Here is an 18,627-nt window from a genome sequence, read left to right on the forward strand (position 1 = left end):
CATCCTGCTCTTCGTGAGTACGGACTACCTCGACGGCGTCGAATGGCGGCTCACTGCGACCCCTGCCGGCGCGTGCAGTCATCCCGACGAACTCCCCGCGGATGCTCGGTGGCAGCCTGCCCAAGTACCGGGCACTGTCGTTGCGTCCGTCGGTGACCTGCAGCCGGATTCGCTGGATTGGTGGTTTCTGGCGTCGGTGGAGGCACCCGAGGGTATCGCCACGACGCTGACCTTCGGAGGAATCGCTACGCGAGCGACCATCTGGATCGGCGGCGTCGAATCAGCGCGGACTCGCTCGATGTTCGTGCCGGTGTCGCTCGACCTCGAGGCGGGGTCCGGGGTCGTACATATCGCGGTGCGCGTCGAGTCGATGGACGCGCATCTGAAGAAGAGACGGCCACGCGGACGGTGGCGTTCGTCGCTCGTGGCTCAACAGGGGCTGCGGCACGAACGCACCACCCTCCTGGGGCGGGCGCCGGTGTACGGTCCGCTGCCGCCCGTCATCGGTCTGTGGCGTCCCGTCGAACTCCGCCAGCGTACGACGGTGCGTAACATTCGGATGCACGCGGCCGTCCAGGGCACCGACGGGACCGTCCGAGTGCGAGCCGATCTAGGGGCACCTGCGGAATCCGTCGTAGTGCGGGTCGGTACCGAGAGAATCTCGATCCCCTCGAATACCGACACGATCGACGCCTCGGTGGTCGTTCCCGATGTGTCGTTGTGGTGGCCGCACACCCACGGCGAGCCGACGCTGTACCCGTGGGAACTCGAGGTCGACGGTAGCGTCGTCGGGTCGGGCACGCTCGGGTTCCGATCCGTGCACCTCGACCGAACGGATCGCGCGGTGACGCTGACCGTCAACGGAATCCGAACCTTCGCGCGCGGCGGATGCTGGGTGCCGCCGGATCCGGTGCGGATGTGGGTGGATTCGGACCGCATGCGGGTCGAGCTGGAGCGGGTACGCGCTGCCGGACACAACATGGTGCGAGTTGTCGGCACGTTGGTGTACGAGCAGCGCGAATTCTGGTCTCTCTGTGCCGAATTGGGGATCCTGGTCTGGCAGGACGTCATGGTGGCGACGTTCGACCCGCCCGAAGACGAGGACTTCGTCGAGATGTTCGAGCAGGAGTTGGCAGTGCTGACCGGTCTCGTCGGTGGCAACCCCGCCTTGGCGGTCGTCAGCGGCGGAAGCGAGACGCAACAGCAGCCGACGATGCTGGGTGTTCCGTTCGATGGGCAGTACATGTCGTTGTTGGAGAGGATGATTCCGGAGTTCGTCGAGTCCGAACTACCCGGCACCCCGTACGTCACCTCCAGTCCGTCGTCGACGACCGGGGAGCTGCACACCCATGTCGGAGACGGAATCGCGCACTACTTCGGGGTAGGTGGCTATCTGCGGCCACTGTCCGATGTACGCACGGCGCGGGTGCGATTCGCCGCGGAATGCCTGGCATTTTCGATTCCGCCGGAACGGCGTTCGGTGGAGAGGATGTTCGGATCGGCCACTGTTGCCGGCCACCACCCGGACTGGAAGGCTGCGGTGCCGCGCGACCGTGGATCGTCCTGGGACTTCGAGGATGTGCGCGATCACTACGTCCGTGACATCTTCGGGGTGGATCCGCATCTCGTGCGCCGCGACGATGCCGAGTTGTATCTGGACTACGGTCGCGCTGCCGTGTGCGAGGCGGTGTCGGCGTCGTACATGCACTGGCGGAGAACGGACTCCGAGTGCACCGGTGCGTTGGTGCTCACCCTTCGTGACCTCGTGCCCGGAGCGGGCTGGGGGTTGATCGACTCGGCGGGAATACCGAAAGCGCCGTGGTACAGCCTCGCTCGCCTCAGCAGCCCAGTCGCGGTCTTCCTTGTCGACGACGGTCTCGACGGCCTGACCGTGGAGCTGGTCGACGACACCGCCGAAACCGTGCACGGAACGCTGAGGGTGACGCTGCACGGGCCGACCGGCGCTGCCGGTGAACCGTACGAATGTCGAATCGAGCTGGGTCCGCATAGTTCTCGGCGGATATCGGTGGACCGGGTAATCGGCTCGTTCACCGACGCCAATCACGCATACCGTTTCGGGACGCAGACGTACGCGGCGGTCTCGGTGGACGTCATGGATCCCTCGGGTACCACTCTTGCGCAGGCGGTCCACCTCGTCGGCGCCCGGCATGCCCGCCAGAACGACATCGGACTCGAAGCTCACGCGCAACCCGTCGACGACGGTGTGTGGTCACTGACCGTGTCGACCCAGTGGGCAGCGCAGTACGTGTGCATCGACGTGGACGGTCTCGAGGTCAGCGACTCGTGGTTCCACCTCGCACCCGGCTGCCGGCGTGTACTGACGGTGACGGGGGACAAGGCACAGGTGACGGGCCATGTGCGCGCACTCAACTCGGTCAAGCGCGCGCAGATCGGTTAGCCCGAGATGCGGCTGAGGCGACCGCGGGCATAGCCGAATCCCGCAGCACCGACACTGGCCACGACAGCGACAGCACCCCAGGCGCGGACCGGATTGCCACGCGCCGCCGCTGACGTTTCACGGCCGACGGCCCGAGGCAGGATCTTCGCGGTGTACGCCCGCTCGGACGACAGTGCGTCCTCCGACCCGATCAGGCGCGCGATGGCGGCTTTGGACACACCCTCGGCGTAGCTCCGCGACAGCAGATACCTGGGCCGAGTCCGGTCTGCGCTGACCGTGTGGTCGACGACGATCGCCGGATCGAAGACGATCTCGGCACCGGGATGATTCTGCCGGAGCCGGATGCACAACTCGGTTTCTTCGCACCCGAGCGGAATGCGCCCGATGCGCCCGATCCCGGATACGAAGCCACCGAGGGCAATGATCGGCTCGCGACGGAACGACATGTTCGCGCCCATCAGGTTGCGTACGGCTGAAGTGGTCGTGGGCTGCCCCCTGTACGTACAGCCCACGATCCAGTCCAGTTCGCCCGGCTGCCCTGCCACCGCAGTGGGAAGGAAAGCGGGACGCGTGTCGGGCCATACCGGATGCGCCGAACCACCTACCGCGTACACGGCCGGATCGTCGTAGTGCGCGAGAAGTGACGACAGCCAATCCTCGGATCTCGGTGTGGCGTCATCGTCGAGAAATACGACGATCTCGCCGGTTGCTTTGTCGAGCGAGGTGTTGCGCGCGCCGGACAATCCGCGCGGATGCGTGTTCTCGACGACGGTGACGGTGGAGCCCCGCGGTAGGAATTCGATTCGGGCACGCGACAGCAATTCGTCGTTGTGATCGATGACCACGAGCAATTCGGTTGCCGGGGTCGACTGTCGCAGAACTGCATTCACAGCGGAACTGAGATCGTCCCAGCGATCGAGTGTGTACGCGCAGATGACTACCGAGGAAGTCGGGCTGTTCACGCCGACTTTTCTTGCCACGTGATCTCGTCGAGAACCTCGAACGCCTCGAACTCGAGATCCATGTCGGTACGGGCAGCGTTGGTGCGGCGATCAGGGCGCGGAATCGACTGCTTGGACAGCTTGCGCGCCCGCAACCGCTCCGTGAACAAGGTGCGAAGGACACGGAAGCCGTCGGAGAACGTGCGCAGGTTGCTCTGGCCGTAGATACGAGCGAGTTCGACGCTCGGAACTTCCTGGATACGAACCCCGGATTCCGCGAAGCGGCAGTTGATGATGGTCTCGATTTCGAATCCGTCGCCCCACAGCATCTCGTCCTCGCGGCCCTGCTGATCCACTGGCGGGAGATCGAGGACCGGCACCAGATCGCGCCAGAATGCGTTGTAGCCGTAGCAGAGGTCCGAGAACCTCGTGCCGAAGAGAGTGTTGGCGACGAGATGCAGTCCGCCGTTGCCTGCACGACGAAGAGGCGTGATGTCGTGGCTTCCGCCGCCGTCGGTGAAACGACTGCCCTTGGCGAAGTCGGCCCCGGCGAGCAGTGCGTCGACGAAACGCGGGATCTCGTCGGCGTCAGCGGACCCGTCGGCGTCGAACATGACGATGATGTCGCCGGTGGCGGCCTCGAAACCGCATGCGAGCGCGTTGCCCTTGCCCTTGCGGGTCTGCTTGATGATGCGAATGTCTCCGCGAATCTCGCGGGCGGCGTCGATGGTTCCGTCGATGGATCCGCCGTCGACCAGGACCAGTTCGTAGTCGTGGGACAGTAGCGGAAGAACGTGGCGCAGGTTGGCGGCCTCGTTCAGAGTGGGGATGACGATGCTGATGCGCGGGTTATGGGAGTTCGACATATCCATTCCAGACGGGTTGAGGGCAGTGTGTGACCGACTGATCTCAGAAAGCCTGTGTCGCGACCCCCGGCGGATCCACAGAAGCAACCTGCGCCCTGATTCAGCGACACGATTGCGTTTTCATCGACTGCGTCTAACCTTAAAAGAAGCTATGAGTTTGTCAAGTCACGATTAAACAAACTAAGTGATTGTTTGGAGACGTGCGTCATACCGCGGGTCGGTCAGCCCACAGCGCGTTCGAACACGATCGTGTCCGAGTCCTGGTAGTCCACTGACCAGGCAGGATTCGACCTCAACCACCGCTCGAAGGTGTCCGCAGCGCCGTCCTGGATGAACCCGTAGTACTTCATCGCTTCCAAGGATTGTCTGGTCAGGATCACGTACGACGGTGTGTCGCGCTGTGACGCTTCCCATTCGAACGCGGTCAGCTGCTCGACGGTCGGGAACGCCAACATGTATTCGGGGCCGTAGTAGTTCAGTGGCGCATCGAACATCACGTTGGCTTCGGCTTGTTCGACATATTTTGCGGTCGATCTGATGGGATAGCCCGCCGGATACAACATCGTGAACTGTGATCCCGCGGGAGCACTCTCGACGAGAGCTTGGGTGTGCTCGATCTGAGACCGATTCTCGATGACGAGAGGCCACAGGCCGAAGTAGCCCTGCAGCCCGAACGTCGCGGCAACGACGCTGCCCAGGAATACACACGCGACCGCTGCGCGCGCTCCGAACCTGCGCACAGTGCTGCGAGCGGCACCGGCGTTCGCGTCGAGCAGGGCCAGCAGCATCGGCGCGATCAGCAGCACACAACCGGGAATGGCGTAGAGGTACACCCGGAAGATTGCTTCACCGCCGTAACTCTGGCCGGCGAGCAGGCCGATCGACCCGAAGGCCATCACCATCGGTGCCCAGAACGTCTTCTTGGTGCGCCACGCGTACACGATCGACACCATGGCAAGGCCGAACACCCCGGCCGACAATGCTCGACAGATCAGCGACGTCACCTGTTTGCCGAGGATGCCGGGAGCCTGCACGTTGCTGGCCGCGTTCTCGACGGGGTCGAACCCCGACAGCAGCCCGTACGGGGCGACGATGTCCAGTCGAGGCACGAGGTAACCCACGAGGATCAGCGCCAGCGGGAACATCAACCACCACGGTTTCGCACGACCGGTCACCAGCAGAACTCCGGTGACCGCGAACAGCCAGTACGGCGTCAGTTGGTGACTCGGCACCAGCGCCGCGAACGGGATGATAGCCAGGAAACCGGCAACCCGAAGCTGCGTCGATGCCAGCAGCAGGACGAGAAATCCGACGGCGAGCACGAATCCGAGCGCTTGCGGGGCGTAGTAGTCCTGCCCGACCCAGTTGACCAGTTCTGCCAGCATGGCTGCCATCACGGCGACCCGGGGCCTCAGCTTCAGCACACGAGCGAGGCCGTAGACGAACAGCGCGATCAGTACGTGGACGAGTGGCGCGAAAACGTGTGCCAGCGACAGGATGCCGAATCCGGTGACCTGGCCGAACCACGCGGTGAGGATGAAGAAGCTCGGCCACTGGGCATAGATGTCGATTCCGTTGGGCGGCAACGCCCCGAACGAAAGAATGTACTCGGTAACCGCGATGTGCTTGTACGTCCACTCGTACACCGGTGCGCTCGTGACGAAGGTGACGGTCAGGCGCTGCACCAGAATCGCAACGGCGATCGCCGCGACGGCGGTGCGAAGTTGGTGTCGGCGGATCGCGATCAAGAACGCCGCCACGACCAAAGCCATGCAGATCACCAGGATGGGCCCAGTTCCTGCAGGCAGTAGTCCGAACTGGGAGTACCCAGCTTTCTCCAGGCCAGGAAGCGACGGGAGCCACAGCACGACTGCCAGCGCGAGCATCAGTCCGGCGACATTGCGCCGCAAGTACTCCCGGTCCCACAGCGTGGTCAGGGCGGCCCTGCATCGATCGGACAGATGGCGTCGCGAGAAGGTGTGGAGCGCCCAGCTACGCCACCCACGTAGATCGGGCCACTCGTCCTTTCGGCGGTACCAGAGCAGTGAGGATCCGAGCCCGGCAAGTGCGACGACGGTGGTGATCCACCGTGGCGACCACTGGTATCCCCACATCGCGGCGGTCGTCACGAGTGTGACGAGCGCCAGGCTCAGCACCGGCAGCGCTGCGATGCGCGCCCGCGGCGGGACGTAGACCCACGTCAGGATCGCCGATCCTGGACCGGCGAACACCATGACTGCGAGCAGGATTGCCCGCAGCGCCGCGGGCAGGGGCAGCATCGCCAGCATTGCCGTCGTCGATGCAAGTACTGCGACGTCGGCGTAGCGCACCTGAGGTCGCGTGGCGGGCGACGCCGCAACGACCGTGGGCGCCGAAAAGTCAGTCGAGGACAGGCTCACGGCCGACCTCCAGAAGCGGTCGACGGCGGCGGCCCTCTCGGCGGCTACGGCGCAGCGCACCCGGGCCTTTCGCGATGGACAGCAATTCCATCCTGCCGATGCCCTCGGGTAGATCGGCGGCGAGATCGTCGGGCGGGGACGCCACCTTGCTCATCTTTGCCGACAGTCGGATCGCGCTGCCCAGCCTCCGTACGGCCACCCGTGCAGCGAGCGTCGCTGCGCGGCGGTCGGTCGCGACGGTCGTCAGCCACGCACCGAGGCCGAGCCCGTAGCCGCGAGCCTGCACCGCAAGGGCGTCGGAATCCGCTCGGTGACGATGCCACACGATGGCAGCGGGCTCGTAGACGAGTTTGTCGCCTGCCATCAGCACACGGAAGAACATGTCGAGGTCTTCGCCGCCGTTGGTGGGGGAGCCGACGCCGAGGGCTTCGTCGAAACCGCCCAGATCGAACATGCGGCTGCGTCGGACCGCGAAGTTCGCGCCGGTTCCATACATTCCCACCTGGAACGGGAACAGTGGAACATCGGTGGGTGGATTCGCGAGATCGTAGATGCGAGGCGTCACCGAACTGGCCCAGCCGACGCGGCGATCGAAGTACGCCTGCGCATGCGTGCGGATCTCGCCGCTGGGAACGATGCCCGACACACACGTCACTCGAACGTCCCGGTCGAATCCGCGGGCGATGCTCGACAGCCACTTGGCGTCCACCGCGACATCGTCGTCGGTGAATGCGACGATCGAATGCCGCGCCGCCCGCAGACCGGTGTTCCGAGCTCTCGACAGTCCCGCGACCGGTTCGGACACCACGCGCACACGCGGATCGTTCAGCGCGCGGACGTACGTCTGCGTCGCATCGGTCGGCGACGCGTTGTCGACGACCACCACTTCGAAGTCGGGATATTCGACGGCGAGTACGGAAGCCAGCGCGCCGCGCAGGTGATCGATGCGGTCGCGCGTGCAGATGACGACCGTGATCGGCGGCTGAGCTGCACTGCGTGTAGGGCCAGGACCCGGATCTGCGACGTCGAGCGCGCGGACGGCATCGACCAGTTCCCCGGTGTCGAGGCCGTGCGCGCCGATCGGCAGCTCCACGAAGCCGAGCGGATCGATCCCGCGTCGCACGAGCAGGCGAGCACGGGTGTACCCGTCAGCGCAGGCGAGGGCCAGTGTGTCCGGCATCTCGGCCTCGATGTCGACGTCGCCGATCCAGACGGCGCCGGTCCATTCGGGTGGCTGCGAACTGGTCAGTGCAGGCTCGAGTTCGGCTGGCTTCGACACTTGGGGTAGGTCCTTTCGGGTGGAGCACGAGGGGAAGATCAGTCGGTTCGGTAGCGAACCCAGTCGACGGACATGGTCGCGGGGAACTTCGTCTCCGCTGTCGTCGGCCCCGGCCAATCGCCTGCGACCGCCACGTTGAACAGAAGGTAGAACGGCTTGTCGAACACCCAGTATTCGGAACCGCCGGTCAGATCGTCGGGTGTGATCGTCTTCAGGACCTTGTCGTCCATGCCCGTGACGATCTTGTTCGGGGATCGCTCGACCCAGAAGACGTGATAGTCGTCGGACAGCAGAACGGGCGCGTATCCGGCCGCCTGAACCTTCTGGCTCGTCAAGCTGTCGGCCTGCGGAGCGTGAATCCCGGTGTGGTAGTTGTCCGCATCGTTGAGCGTCTCGATGACGTCGATCTCACCCGAGAGCGGCCACCCCACCGAATCGATGTCGGAGCCGAGAAGCCAGAACGCAGGATGCAGCCCAGCGCCCGCCGGCATCTTGATGCGTGCTTCGACTCGGCCGTACGTGAACTCGAATTTGCCCCTCGTCGTCACACGTGCCGAGGTGTACCCGTCGGCGGTCCGCAGTGCCGAGATCGACATGTTTCCCGATCCGTCCTGGAACGAGTTCGCCGAAGAATCGGTGTAGTTCTGCTTTTCGTTGTTGCCCCAGCCGGTCTGCCCGGTGTCGTAACTCCACTTGTCCGAGTCGAGTTCGGTTCCACCAGCGCCGTCGAACTGGTCGTACACGGTGAAGCCGCCGACTGTGCCGTCGTTCACGACCTTCGACGCGGTGAGATCTTCGGGCGTGGGCCACAACTGCTGGTATGCGACGAACCCGGACACCGCACAGGTGGCCGTGACGACCGCAATGCTCAGTAGCCGTGGCCACAACTTCGGCTTGGTCGGCGGGGTGAGACCGGGTGGGGTGGGGTGGGGTGGGGCGAGCCCTGGTGAGGGCAGCCGTGACACCTCGACGGTGTGAGGCGTGTTGCTCGCTCCGCCGCTGCCGACGAAGTCCTGGCGATGCGTCATCGTCGGCGGTCGTCGTTCGTGGCGCCGGCACGTGCTGCGACCCGACGCGCGGTGTTGCGGTGGGCAAAGGCCAGCACCACGGTTGCGACGAGAATGCTGTAGACCGCGATCCGTTCGACTGCGCCGATGCCGATCCCGAAGTGGTGTCCGCTGATGAAGAACAATGCGGCAGCCAATGCGATGCCGCCGAGTGCGGTGACGGTGATCTTGGACGTGCGATCGAGTGTCCGATGGCCTCCGGCGACGATGATCCCGAGCGATCCGACGATGAGAACGACCATCGCACCGAAAGAGTGGATCTGGTAGTTCAGGCCCTGGTTCACCGTTCCGGCCACGATGCCACCGAGCCCCGCGACGGACAACAGCACTCCGCCCCGAACGTCGAGGACGCCGGTGATCATCCATGCCAGGGCTGCGACGACGAGTGCAGCGTTGAACAGTGCGATCGAGAAGTTCATCAGGACATACAGTTTGCTGCAGGGCCAGTTGCCGGCCGGTCCGCAGAACGCGACACCGAGTTCACTGACGAAGTTCGTCCGGTAGCTGTAAAGCCCCCGCCACGTCGCGGACACGACGAATTCCAGCACGACGAGTTGAATCACCGACACGCCTGCCCAGAAACCGACCCGGGACCACCAGGACGCGTCGGGCCCGGTGGCCGTCTTGCCGCGTATCGCCGCCCGCACCTGCTGCAGTTGGGTACTCAAGAGAACAAACTCCTATGCGCTGAGAAGAGCGACGGGATCTTTCATCGCGAGGTCCATTGCGGACTGCACGATGTCACGATCGAAGAAATTGTCGTGGAACGACGCGGACGCGTGGAACGTATCGCGGAGATGCATCGACGTGACGACGATGGTTTCCGGAAAACTGGGCTCGCTGAGTGGGTAGAACGAGCGCCTGCTCGGATCGTCCGTCCACGCGATCGATTCGAGCTGGCGGAGGCGGCCGACGTCGGAGAAGGTCAGATTCGCGCAGGCTGACGACGGGGCCGAATCAGTAGCGATCACCGGGAGAGACGCTCGGGTCCGCAAGTACATCAACGCGCTGAGTGCCCCCGCGGCCAGCGGACGGCCCTTGTCTATCGCATGAGTGACATGACGGTGAACGTCGGTGGCATTCGTGAGATCGACTCCGTCGAAGTCGATGCCGACGGCGAAGTTACCGAGGACGACGCCGCCGGTGCCACGGAGGTAGCGCCGGCAGTCGAACAGGAACGCCGCCGAGTTCGACGTCGCGATGCCGCGCGCGCGGAACGCCGACGCAACGGCTGCGCTCAGGATCGAGGTGACCGACACGTCGGGAAGGTTGTCGTCGCGCCATGCGCGCAGTGCCTTCGTCGCGCCGGCAGACGATGTGGCCGCAACGACGGCCGGGGATCGGGTCCACGGGATTCGATGCCCGTCCGTCGGTTCGGCGGCAGTCGATTGGAGGGCAGTGGATTGGAGGGCAGTGGATTGGAGGGCAGGGGACTGGCCGGCATGTGGTGCCTTGCGAAACTTGCCGTACAGAACGTCGAAGACCTTCATCGGATTGTGAACCATCCAGCTGGCCAGCGCGCGTGGCAGCGGACAGCGGACGGTGCGCGCGGTGGCCCACGCAGGGAGATCGGGCGACTCCGCGGGATCGGCGAGGAAGGCCAACAGTTCGATGGGCAACACAGCGTCGCTCAACCCGTGCGACAGATCCAGCAGTAGGTACTCGCCCGCCAGTCGTGCGCGTACCGGAACCTCGGTCGAGGCGGAGCGAGACAGTTCGGCGAGCCGGTCGCCGACGTCGTAGCCGGTGGCCGGGGCGATCTCGGTGACGTCCTCGCACACCATGTCAGGTCGGTAGTCCCACTTGCGTGACGTCGAATCCACGCGCAGACCGAGGCGAGCGGCCGGACCGGCGGATGCCAGCCGGCCGAGGCGTTCCTTGATGCGAGCGAGCCCGCCGAAGTCGGCCGGGCCGAGTACGCAGATGATTCGGGCCTCGGATCGCAGCATGTCGATGGCGCTGGCTGTGTACTTCACTGGGCTCATGGCGTACCTCTTCCCGGTGCCGGATTTCGATAGGGGCTGTGCAAGCGGGCTGTTCCCGGACGCCGCGGCGATGTACGAATGTGGTGCGAACCTGCTGTGCTGTACTCACGCGTGCGGCCGTTCTGGTACTCGCCCTGCCCCGTCGCGGGTGGACCGTTGCGTCCGACCGGAGGCGGCGGTCCGGGAGGGACCGCGTCGTCGGATGGGGGCGTGCCTCCGCGCTGGGAGAGTTCGCGGATCCACCGGATCAGCGGAACGATCAAGACGACGGCACCGAATGCCTCGGCCGCGAGGTACGCCCAACCGACCGCAGCGATGCCGAGCGAGTCCGACAGCGCCAGCGAGCCGACGATGATGATCGACGTGGCCACCACCTGGACCACCACTGCGAGGCGCATCCGACGCTGGACGCGCGCGAGGCCGTCGTAGAGAGATCCGATGACCGACAGCGGGATCGTCAGTGCTGCCAGGTGGACGATGATCGTTCCGTGTTCGCGGTACTCCTGGCCGACGATGCCGAGACCGATGGGCGCGAGGAAGGCGAGGAAGAACGAGCCGCCCAGCGCCACGACACACACCATCGACATGAATCGCTTGGTCAAGCGTCCGAACTGCTCTGGGTTGGCCGCCACCTCGGCGACGAACGGACCGACCAGAACGCTGATGAGGATGTACAGCGCGCTCACGATGGACCAGGTCAGCGAGAAGTATGCGTTGTCCTCGGCGCCGAGGGTCGCGACGACGATCATCGGGACAAGCAGCGGGGCGAGGGATCCGAGCGCGGTGATGCCGTAGGCGGAACCGAAGTAGGACCACAGTTCCCGTTTCGGGGGCAGGTCAGGGGCGACGTGGTACCGCGGCTCGGTGCGTAGATTTCGCAGTATCGACCGCAGCAGGATGACCGACGCGATGAGGGCCGGAATGGCCCAGGCCGCAATGATCGAGGTACTGCGTGCGGTGGTGAAGAGGGCGAGGAGCAGCACGAACTTCACGACCGCGTGGAAGACGTTCTTGCCCGCGGCCCAGCGCGCCACTCCAAGGCCGGAGGACGTCTGGTCCTGCAGCGCGAACACCGACAGAACTGCGACGAACGCCGGGAAGGACACGATTTCGGTCGTGGTGGTGAACATTTCGTCCACGGGCGCGACGAGGAGAAAACCGAAGCCGAGGATGAAGGCGAAGACGGTGACCGTCAGATAACCCCGGATGACGAACGACCGGGCCAACCATCCGGAGATCGGCAGGAAGCGCTCGAACATCGAACCGAGACTCAGGTTCGAGAGCGTGGACAACATGACCGCGGAGGTGATGACGGCGGACGCGCTCCCCACCTCGGCGACCGGATACAGACGCCCGGCGGTGGCCCAGAACAGCAGACCGAGACCGCCGGTGATGACGGTCGAGAGCATCATGGCGAGCGAGTTGAGGGCAAGGTTTCGGTCGGAGCTCTTGGTATCGGCCGAGGCCTCCTGCTCGGGCGGGAGATCCGACGAAACCCGTTCGCTGACGTACGGGTTCTCGGCTTGGATCTGCTGGATCGGCATCGTGTGCGACATGAGACCCATGTCCCAGTGCACCGGTTCGATTCGATACCACTCCAGCCGTTCCAGGTTGTGATGCTGCGGAGGCGCGACCTTGGGCGCGCGATGCTTCACAGAGGGGTCCAATCCACTGGTACCGGCGGTGCAGGCGCGCTGATCTCCACGTCGAATGCATCCGACACCGCTCGGAGAAGTTCACCGCGGACCGTCTCGCGAAGATCGCGTCCGTAGAGCGAGTGGTCGCCACCTGCGTAGGACTTCACGACGGCCGGAGACGTCGACTGTGTCTTCCTCCTGCGCGTCGCCCGCGTCCCACGAAGGCGGTTCATGCCTTCCGGCCCACGATTGGCGATGAACCATGCGGTGTCCGTCGGCGAAAGAAGAACAGTAGTACGGACGTTCTTCGCTTCCAGCTTGCGCAGCGAGATCTCGGGGACCTGGATGAGTCCGCGCGTACCCAGCCAGAACCACAGCGGATACGGCATCGACGACTGCAGGCTGTTCTTCACCGCGACACCGATATCGTGCAGACGGTCGAGTGCTGTGCTGGCGAGGCCGGTGTCCTCGTTGTGCATCGATGCACGCTTGACGAATTCGAGCCGGCGAGTCGTCCAGTCGAGGGTGTTCAACAGCACCGCGGAGTTGACGCCGATTTCCCGCGCAGCGTAACTCGAATACCAAGAGCCCGAGCACATTCCGGATACCATCACGTTGTGAGGCGACGTGCCCGCAGCGTGAACCGCGGCAAGCGCGTCCTCGTTGCCCTCGTCGCTGTAGAGCCTGGTGATCTCGTCGTCCTCGACCACGCCACTCTCCCCGGTGCCGCGTCGATCGAACCGGAGAGTGGAAACACCGTGCATTGCAAGCGTTCTCGACAGTTCCACCCAACTACGGACAGGGCCGACGCGGTGCTCGTTGGCGGTCGGGTAGAACACGACGGTTGGTCCCGCCGGAATGCACCGCGGTGACGTGGTTCTGATGCCGAACAGCCGTGTCGGCCCGAGCAGTTCCACTGTTTCCGTGACGGCGTCGTCGCCGTCTCCTGTCACCGCGGTGTTTCGGAGCGGGACGTGCACGTCCGTCGTGACGCCGTCGAAGCAGTTGCCGACCCACTTGGCGAGGTGCGTGATGTCCTCGGTCGGAAGCACCACCTCGAAATCGCTCGGTTCGAGAAACAGTTCGTGCTTGGACAGGGTGTGTTCTTCGGCGTTCTGGTTCTTCACGACGGTTCTGATCGGCTTTGCATCACCGCGTTCAGGTCTCGTCGCGACGAGAACCGGACACCCGACCGGCGGTAGTTTCGTGGCGTCCAGTGCCCCGAACGCCGGCACGGCATCGGGGTGAAGAACAGCGCCGATGATGGACACCCGGGGATCCTTTTCGGAATCCTGGGTGACACTGACCGAGTACAACGCCCGTTGCTCGTGGAGGTACGAGCGTCCACGCACGACCGGATCCCACAGTGCGAGACCGGTGAGCTGCCCGTTCCGTTCCGCGACCGACGTCGCCAGCAGCGCGCCGGCGCGAAGACCGACCAGGGCTACCTCCTGCGGCCCGCAGCGTCGAACGAACTGCACCGCAGTGTCGATGCTGGCCTGCCAGCGTTCGACGGCACCAGCCTCGTCCTGTGCGCCGTGTGAGTCTCCGGTTCCCGAATAATCGAATCGAAGGACGAGAAGTCCTGTTGCACAGAGCTTTTGTGCAAGCAAAGCCAGGCCTCGGTACGAGTCGACCTGTTCTTTCCCCAGCGGCGGACACAGCACGACGGCGCCGCGCGCCCGCCCGCCCGCCGGTACGTGCACGGTCCCGAGCAGGCTCGACGACTCCGCACCGAACCACGTCGAATGCTTTCCCGCGGCTGTGGACGGGGCAGTGTGGGACGCGCTCGTGTCCGTGTTCCGCACAGCGGTGTCTCGACTGCTCACTGGAATTGGTCCTTGTCGTATCGACGGGGTGGTGCGGGGATTGCCCGGGCTATCTGCCTGCGCTCTATCCGACCGCGAGTGAGGCCGGCCAGCGACGGCGATCGAGACCGTGAGTGCGCAACATCGCCAACGCGATTCGCTCCATGCCGAATCCGACGCACGCGCTGTGCGCGGGCTCGCCGTCGGCTGTCCTGATATCGAAGGTGTGACCGAAGTGGTCGCGATGGCAGTTGCACGAGACGACTGCGGTGCCGTCGTCGAGATCTCCGTAGAGCTTGACGACCAGTTCTGTCTTCAGGTTTTCGTTGCGTTGGTTCGCTGCGAGCATCCGGCCGGCGCGCCCGAAGAACGGGTCGTTCGCGATGACCGCTTCGGCTTCGAGTCCCAGATCGGCGAGAACCTGCAGACCGCGGCCCACCCACCGCTCGCGGTGTGCGATTGCTTCGTCGGGTGTTCCGACTCGAACGTACTCGTGCATCCGAAATGCCTGCATGCGAGCAGGATCCACGGCCGGTTCGTGCCGGAAGCAGTATCCGTAGATGTCGAGCAGACGACCCTCGTCGGGCAGGGTGCCGGTCATCATCGAGTACGACGGGTGGCATGCTGCCGACACCAACATCGTGCCGGCGGACTCCAGATGGTGATCCCAGTCCTTGCCCTCGGAACGATCGGCCAGCAACGCCGCGTGGGCCTTGTTGTCGCCGTCGAACGTGTTGATCGCGCCCGTCAGGTTGGGGAACGAGGCGATGTAGTCGGTGCGTTCGAATGCCTCCCGTGGAAAGACAGGAGGGAAGCGAAACCTCGGTGCCGAGTAGCCGTGCTCTGCGGCACCGGCTGCCTTGACGTGGTCGTCGATGGTGTCGATGATGTCCTCGAACTCGCCGGAGCGTCCGTAGAGCCCTTCGACCGAGCTCGGGACGAGTAAGCCCGCTTCCACCAGTTCGTCACGGAAAAGTGAACGGGCGGTGTCGAGTTCGCTGACGATGATGTCCTGCGTCGCGGTCATTACTTCCCCTTGTAGACGAGCGCCAGTTGGGAATTGTGTCCGAGGATTCGTTCGTTGCTGACCATGATGGCCGACCCGTGAGCGTCTCGGAGGTGACGGCCGACGCTGAGATCACCGTCCTGCCGGTAGCCGGATATGCCGCAGATCTGCAGGGCCTTTCCGACGATGTCGATGACGAGCGTCGACGCCGTCACCTTCACATTGTTGATCTTGACGGCGAACCCGATGGCACCGAGTTCGGCAGGGGAGTCGGCGATGGCCTCGAATTTGGCCGCGGCACCGAATACGGTATCGACCAACTGCTCGTGGACGACGTAGAGCTCCGCGAGTCGCAACGCGGCAGGCGGCGTTTCGCCGGGGGTGCGGCTCGCGGACTTACGCACCGACTTTCGAGCTTTGGCGACCGCGGCGTCGGCGATGCCGAGCCACGCCGAACCCCACAGGACGTGCGCCGCGGGCAGCATCGTCTGCGAGGAGATGTCACCGTAGTTGTCCCCGAGGATGTTCGACGTCGTCGCCGTTGCTTCGAGTTGGAACCCAGGGCTGCAGGTTCCGCGGAAGCCGAGCGTGTCCCATTCGCCGATCTTGCGAAGCTCGACGTTCGGCTTCTCGCATACGACGAGAACCTGATCGCTCGGCGGGCTGTCCTGCGAACGCCGTGCCGTGGCAAGTACGAATTGTGCGTACTCGCCGTAGGAAATGACCGGAGCGGTCTTGGAGAGCGTGATTCGCTCGCCGTCGTATTCAACGGCGCAGCTGCTGGTGCGTACGTCGCCACCGATGTTGATCTCGGTTGTCGCGGATGCGACGAGGGGCTGCTCAGCGGCAATACGTCTCAGCAGCGACTCCATGGCGTCGGACTTGCCGTGTCGGACGATGCTGAGGACCTGAGACTGATGCATCACGAAGATCATGGCCGAGGATGCGCACTCGGCGCCGAGAGCACGCGCGGTGGTTGCGAGTTCGGTCAGAGATTGTCCACCGCCGCCGAACTCGACGGGAATACCCGCAGCGAGCAGCCCTGCTCTGCGCATTGCGTCGACCGACTCGGCCGGGAAGCGTGCGTCACGGTCGACTGCGTCTGCATGCTCACGCAGGATGGCGAGGACCTCGGACACAGCGAGTGTGTCGGTGTCGTAGACGGTGGTCACCGGCGATCAGTCCGTCAGCTGTGCGAGAGCGGCGGCAATGGCATCGACACTGCCGAACGTGGACTTCTGCAGCATGGTGTCCGGGAACTCGACGTCGAACTCGTCCTCCAGCGCGATCATGACGTTGACGCTGGCATGGGAAGTGAGGCCGTTGTCGTAGAGGTCCGCGCTGGAATCGAGGTCAGCGGCCGATACCGGCAGCTTTCCGAACTTGTCCAGAACGTCCCGAACTCGTGCGACATCTTCAGAGTTGAGCGTCTCCATGCGAACCTCCACCGAATCTCGTTGATACCGAGACCGGTCGGCCTCGATCGCGACCGTGGGTCGAAGGCTACGACCGTTCGACACCCAGCAGTCTCCCCAGACCCACCCAAACAATATCTTAGATTGTTTTATCGCGTTACCACGAGAGTGTAGTTTGCTGATGCAATCTTTTACAGGCTTTGTGTTCACCTGGGTGTATGCGCCCAGGGGGTGTGTCGAACGACGCACTACTCACCCGTCGACGGTCGAGTGGGGCAAGTTGAACAGCCGATCGCCAGTAGAGTGATGAACAGGTCGGGGTTCGAAACAGTCGAAGGAATTTCTAGCCGATGGGTGGAGTCTGCGGCGTGGCCGTGGAGTCGGACGCCGTCCGCATCTCGTACTTTCGGGACGGGCAACGTGTCGAGGACTCGATTGATGCCGAAGGAGCCAGTTGGCACCTGAACGGCAAGCTTGTCGACTGCGGACCGTTCGACGACGTCGTGCTCACCGGTCGAGACGTCGATGCGGTCGAGTCGCTACTTGCCTCGCTGGACACCGGCGAGACCTCCACGATTCGTATGGTCGGCGAGGGTGCCGCGTTGCTCGCGTACGCCCGTTCCGTCGATGTTCTGGCCGATGCACGCGCACTTCTCGTACTCGACCTCGGTCGGTACGGCACGTCGGCGTTCACCCTCGACGTCGCAGCAGGACAGGTCACGCGGTCCGCTCGGCGCGCTGCACTGTCAGGCGAGGTGCTCGACGACGTCGTCGAACGCCTCGTCATGAGCAAGGGCATTCTTCCCCCTGCACAAGGCATCGACGCCGAACGCGAGTACCGCGCGTTCTTCCGTGAACTGAAGGAACTGATCTCCAGTTCGGCGGGCGTCCGTGCTCCGGGCAACGGCCCGATGCTGCTCACGCGCGAAGAATTCGAAGAGGCCGTTACTTCGACGCTCCTGCAGACTCTCGCCTGGGCGGCTCCCGACGAACCCGACGCCGTCCTCCTCATCGGCGGACAAGCGCGGATCCCGCTGGTCAAGGCCCTCGTCGAGCAGGAGTGGACGGTTCCGCTCGTCCTGCCCGACTCACCCAACTCCGTCATCGTCGAAGGCGCGGCACTCGAAGCACAGCCGTCGGCGCCGCACCTCGATCTCGACGGCGTGCTCGAGGAGCAGGAGCAGTACCTCGGCGGTGAACCACTGCAGGCCCAGTACGACGACATGGTTCTCACCGTCGATGCGGACGAGGACCTGGAGCCTCCGACGACGCCTCTGCGGGTCGTCGCGCCCGCTCCGGACGCGGTGGCACCGGCGCCGGCGCCCGCACGCCCTGCTGCCGCTCCTGCTTCCGGTCGATCGCCGTCTCGCCGTCGTATCAGCTGGTCGGTGCGCGATGCTGCTGGGCTGGTCGGGGTCGGGGCCGTCGTGCTCCTGGTGTGGGCCGTGGTCTTCCTTCGCGGCGATACCCCGCCACCGCCTGGGATCGGTGTCGAGCCTGTCGGTGGTACGACGAGCGACATCTCGGTAGCCGAAGGTGTGCCGCCCGCCGAGGTGCCTGCGATTCCGGCCCCCGCTCTCCCGCCCCCGCCGGCCGATCCCGAGGGGATTTCCGGCGAGGTGAACAGTGAGGACATCACGCCCGAGACCGATGGCACCGAACTCGACGACGAGCAATTCGCCGAAGTCGGTTTCGGCTCCGGAACCGGGCTGGACGTCGGGAATTGACGGTCGGGCGCGGAAGGGCCACGGCACACCGCGCCTGAACTACCGGTAGCGTGGCGGGTCGGGCGGACTTCCGCGTCC

General features: G+C 64.7%; 14 protein-coding genes. 2 read left to right on the forward strand and 12 right to left on the reverse strand.

Annotated elements, in window-relative coordinates; all coding sequences use genetic code 11:
* The first annotated feature begins 13 nt into the window (after window positions 1-13).
* Window positions 14-2,419: a glycoside hydrolase family 2 protein gene (locus ACODSO_RS18765; protein ID WP_489038283.1), complete on the forward strand. Its 2,406-nt coding sequence runs from the start codon at window positions 14-16 to the stop codon at window positions 2,417-2,419.
* Here ACODSO_RS18765 and ACODSO_RS18770 read toward each other — a convergent pair.
* The 12 genes from ACODSO_RS18770 to ACODSO_RS18825 all read right to left on the reverse strand — a co-directional run bounded on the left by ACODSO_RS18770 (window position 2,416) and on the right by ACODSO_RS18825 (window position 16,843).
* Window positions 2,416-3,381, reverse strand: coding sequence for a glycosyltransferase family 2 protein (locus ACODSO_RS18770; RefSeq protein WP_489038284.1), 966 nt, complete (start codon window positions 3,379-3,381; stop codon window positions 2,416-2,418). The genes ACODSO_RS18765 and ACODSO_RS18770 overlap by 4 nt on opposite strands.
* Complete coding sequence (locus tag ACODSO_RS18775) at window positions 3,378-4,226, reverse strand: glycosyltransferase family 2 protein (protein ID WP_489038285.1); 849 nt, start codon at window positions 4,224-4,226, stop codon at window positions 3,378-3,380. The genes ACODSO_RS18770 and ACODSO_RS18775 overlap by 4 nt, the downstream gene beginning before the upstream one ends.
* 221 nt (window positions 4,227-4,447) lie before the next feature.
* Window positions 4,448-6,625 (reverse strand): hypothetical protein, encoded by a 2,178-nt coding sequence (locus tag ACODSO_RS18780; protein WP_489038286.1) that lies wholly within the window; start codon window positions 6,623-6,625, stop codon window positions 4,448-4,450.
* The gene (locus ACODSO_RS18785; protein ID WP_489038287.1) at window positions 6,606-7,904 is read right to left on the reverse strand and encodes a glycosyltransferase family 2 protein; all 1,299 of its coding nucleotides are present in this window, start codon (window positions 7,902-7,904) and stop codon (window positions 6,606-6,608) included. Before ACODSO_RS18785 ends, ACODSO_RS18780 begins: the two co-directional genes overlap by 20 nt.
* Window positions 7,905-7,942: 38 nt before the next feature.
* On the reverse strand, window positions 7,943-8,932 hold the full coding sequence (locus tag ACODSO_RS18790; RefSeq protein WP_489038288.1) for a glycoside hydrolase family 16 protein: 990 nt from the start codon (window positions 8,930-8,932) through the stop codon (window positions 7,943-7,945).
* The gene (locus ACODSO_RS18795) at window positions 8,929-9,639 is read right to left on the reverse strand and encodes a DUF998 domain-containing protein (protein ID WP_156520307.1); all 711 of its coding nucleotides are present in this window, start codon (window positions 9,637-9,639) and stop codon (window positions 8,929-8,931) included. Before ACODSO_RS18795 ends, ACODSO_RS18790 begins: the two co-directional genes overlap by 4 nt.
* 12 nt (window positions 9,640-9,651) lie before the next feature.
* On the reverse strand, window positions 9,652-10,956 hold the full coding sequence (locus ACODSO_RS18800) for a hypothetical protein (RefSeq protein WP_489038289.1): 1,305 nt from the start codon (window positions 10,954-10,956) through the stop codon (window positions 9,652-9,654).
* Window positions 10,953-12,611 (reverse strand): lipopolysaccharide biosynthesis protein, encoded by a 1,659-nt coding sequence (locus ACODSO_RS18805; RefSeq protein ID WP_068372915.1) that lies wholly within the window; start codon window positions 12,609-12,611, stop codon window positions 10,953-10,955. Before ACODSO_RS18805 ends, ACODSO_RS18800 begins: the two co-directional genes overlap by 4 nt.
* A complete protein-coding gene (locus ACODSO_RS18810) occupies window positions 12,608-14,422 on the reverse strand; it encodes a serine aminopeptidase domain-containing protein (protein WP_489038290.1) in 1,815 nt (604 codons plus the stop codon). The genes ACODSO_RS18805 and ACODSO_RS18810 overlap by 4 nt, the downstream gene beginning before the upstream one ends.
* Window positions 14,423-14,486: 64 nt before the next feature.
* Complete coding sequence (locus tag ACODSO_RS18815; protein ID WP_489038292.1) at window positions 14,487-15,428, reverse strand: amino acid--[acyl-carrier-protein] ligase; 942 nt, start codon at window positions 15,426-15,428, stop codon at window positions 14,487-14,489.
* A complete protein-coding gene (locus tag ACODSO_RS18820; RefSeq protein ID WP_068372926.1) occupies window positions 15,428-16,579 on the reverse strand; it encodes an acyl-CoA dehydrogenase family protein in 1,152 nt (383 codons plus the stop codon). Before ACODSO_RS18820 ends, ACODSO_RS18815 begins: the two co-directional genes overlap by 1 nt.
* A 6-nt stretch (window positions 16,580-16,585) precedes the next feature.
* Window positions 16,586-16,843 carry an acyl carrier protein gene (locus ACODSO_RS18825; RefSeq protein WP_068372947.1) on the reverse strand — a complete coding sequence of 86 codons (258 nt, stop codon included), beginning with the start codon at window positions 16,841-16,843 and terminating at the stop codon, window positions 16,586-16,588.
* A 329-nt stretch (window positions 16,844-17,172) separates the two neighbouring features.
* Between ACODSO_RS18825 and ACODSO_RS18830 the strand changes: the two genes are divergently transcribed.
* The gene (locus tag ACODSO_RS18830; protein WP_489038293.1) at window positions 17,173-18,549 is read left to right on the forward strand and encodes an Hsp70 family protein; all 1,377 of its coding nucleotides are present in this window, start codon (window positions 17,173-17,175) and stop codon (window positions 18,547-18,549) included.
* Window positions 18,550-18,627: the final 78 nt, after the last annotated feature.

The sequence above is a fragment of the Rhodococcus sp. FG69 genome, assembly GCF_057808915.1.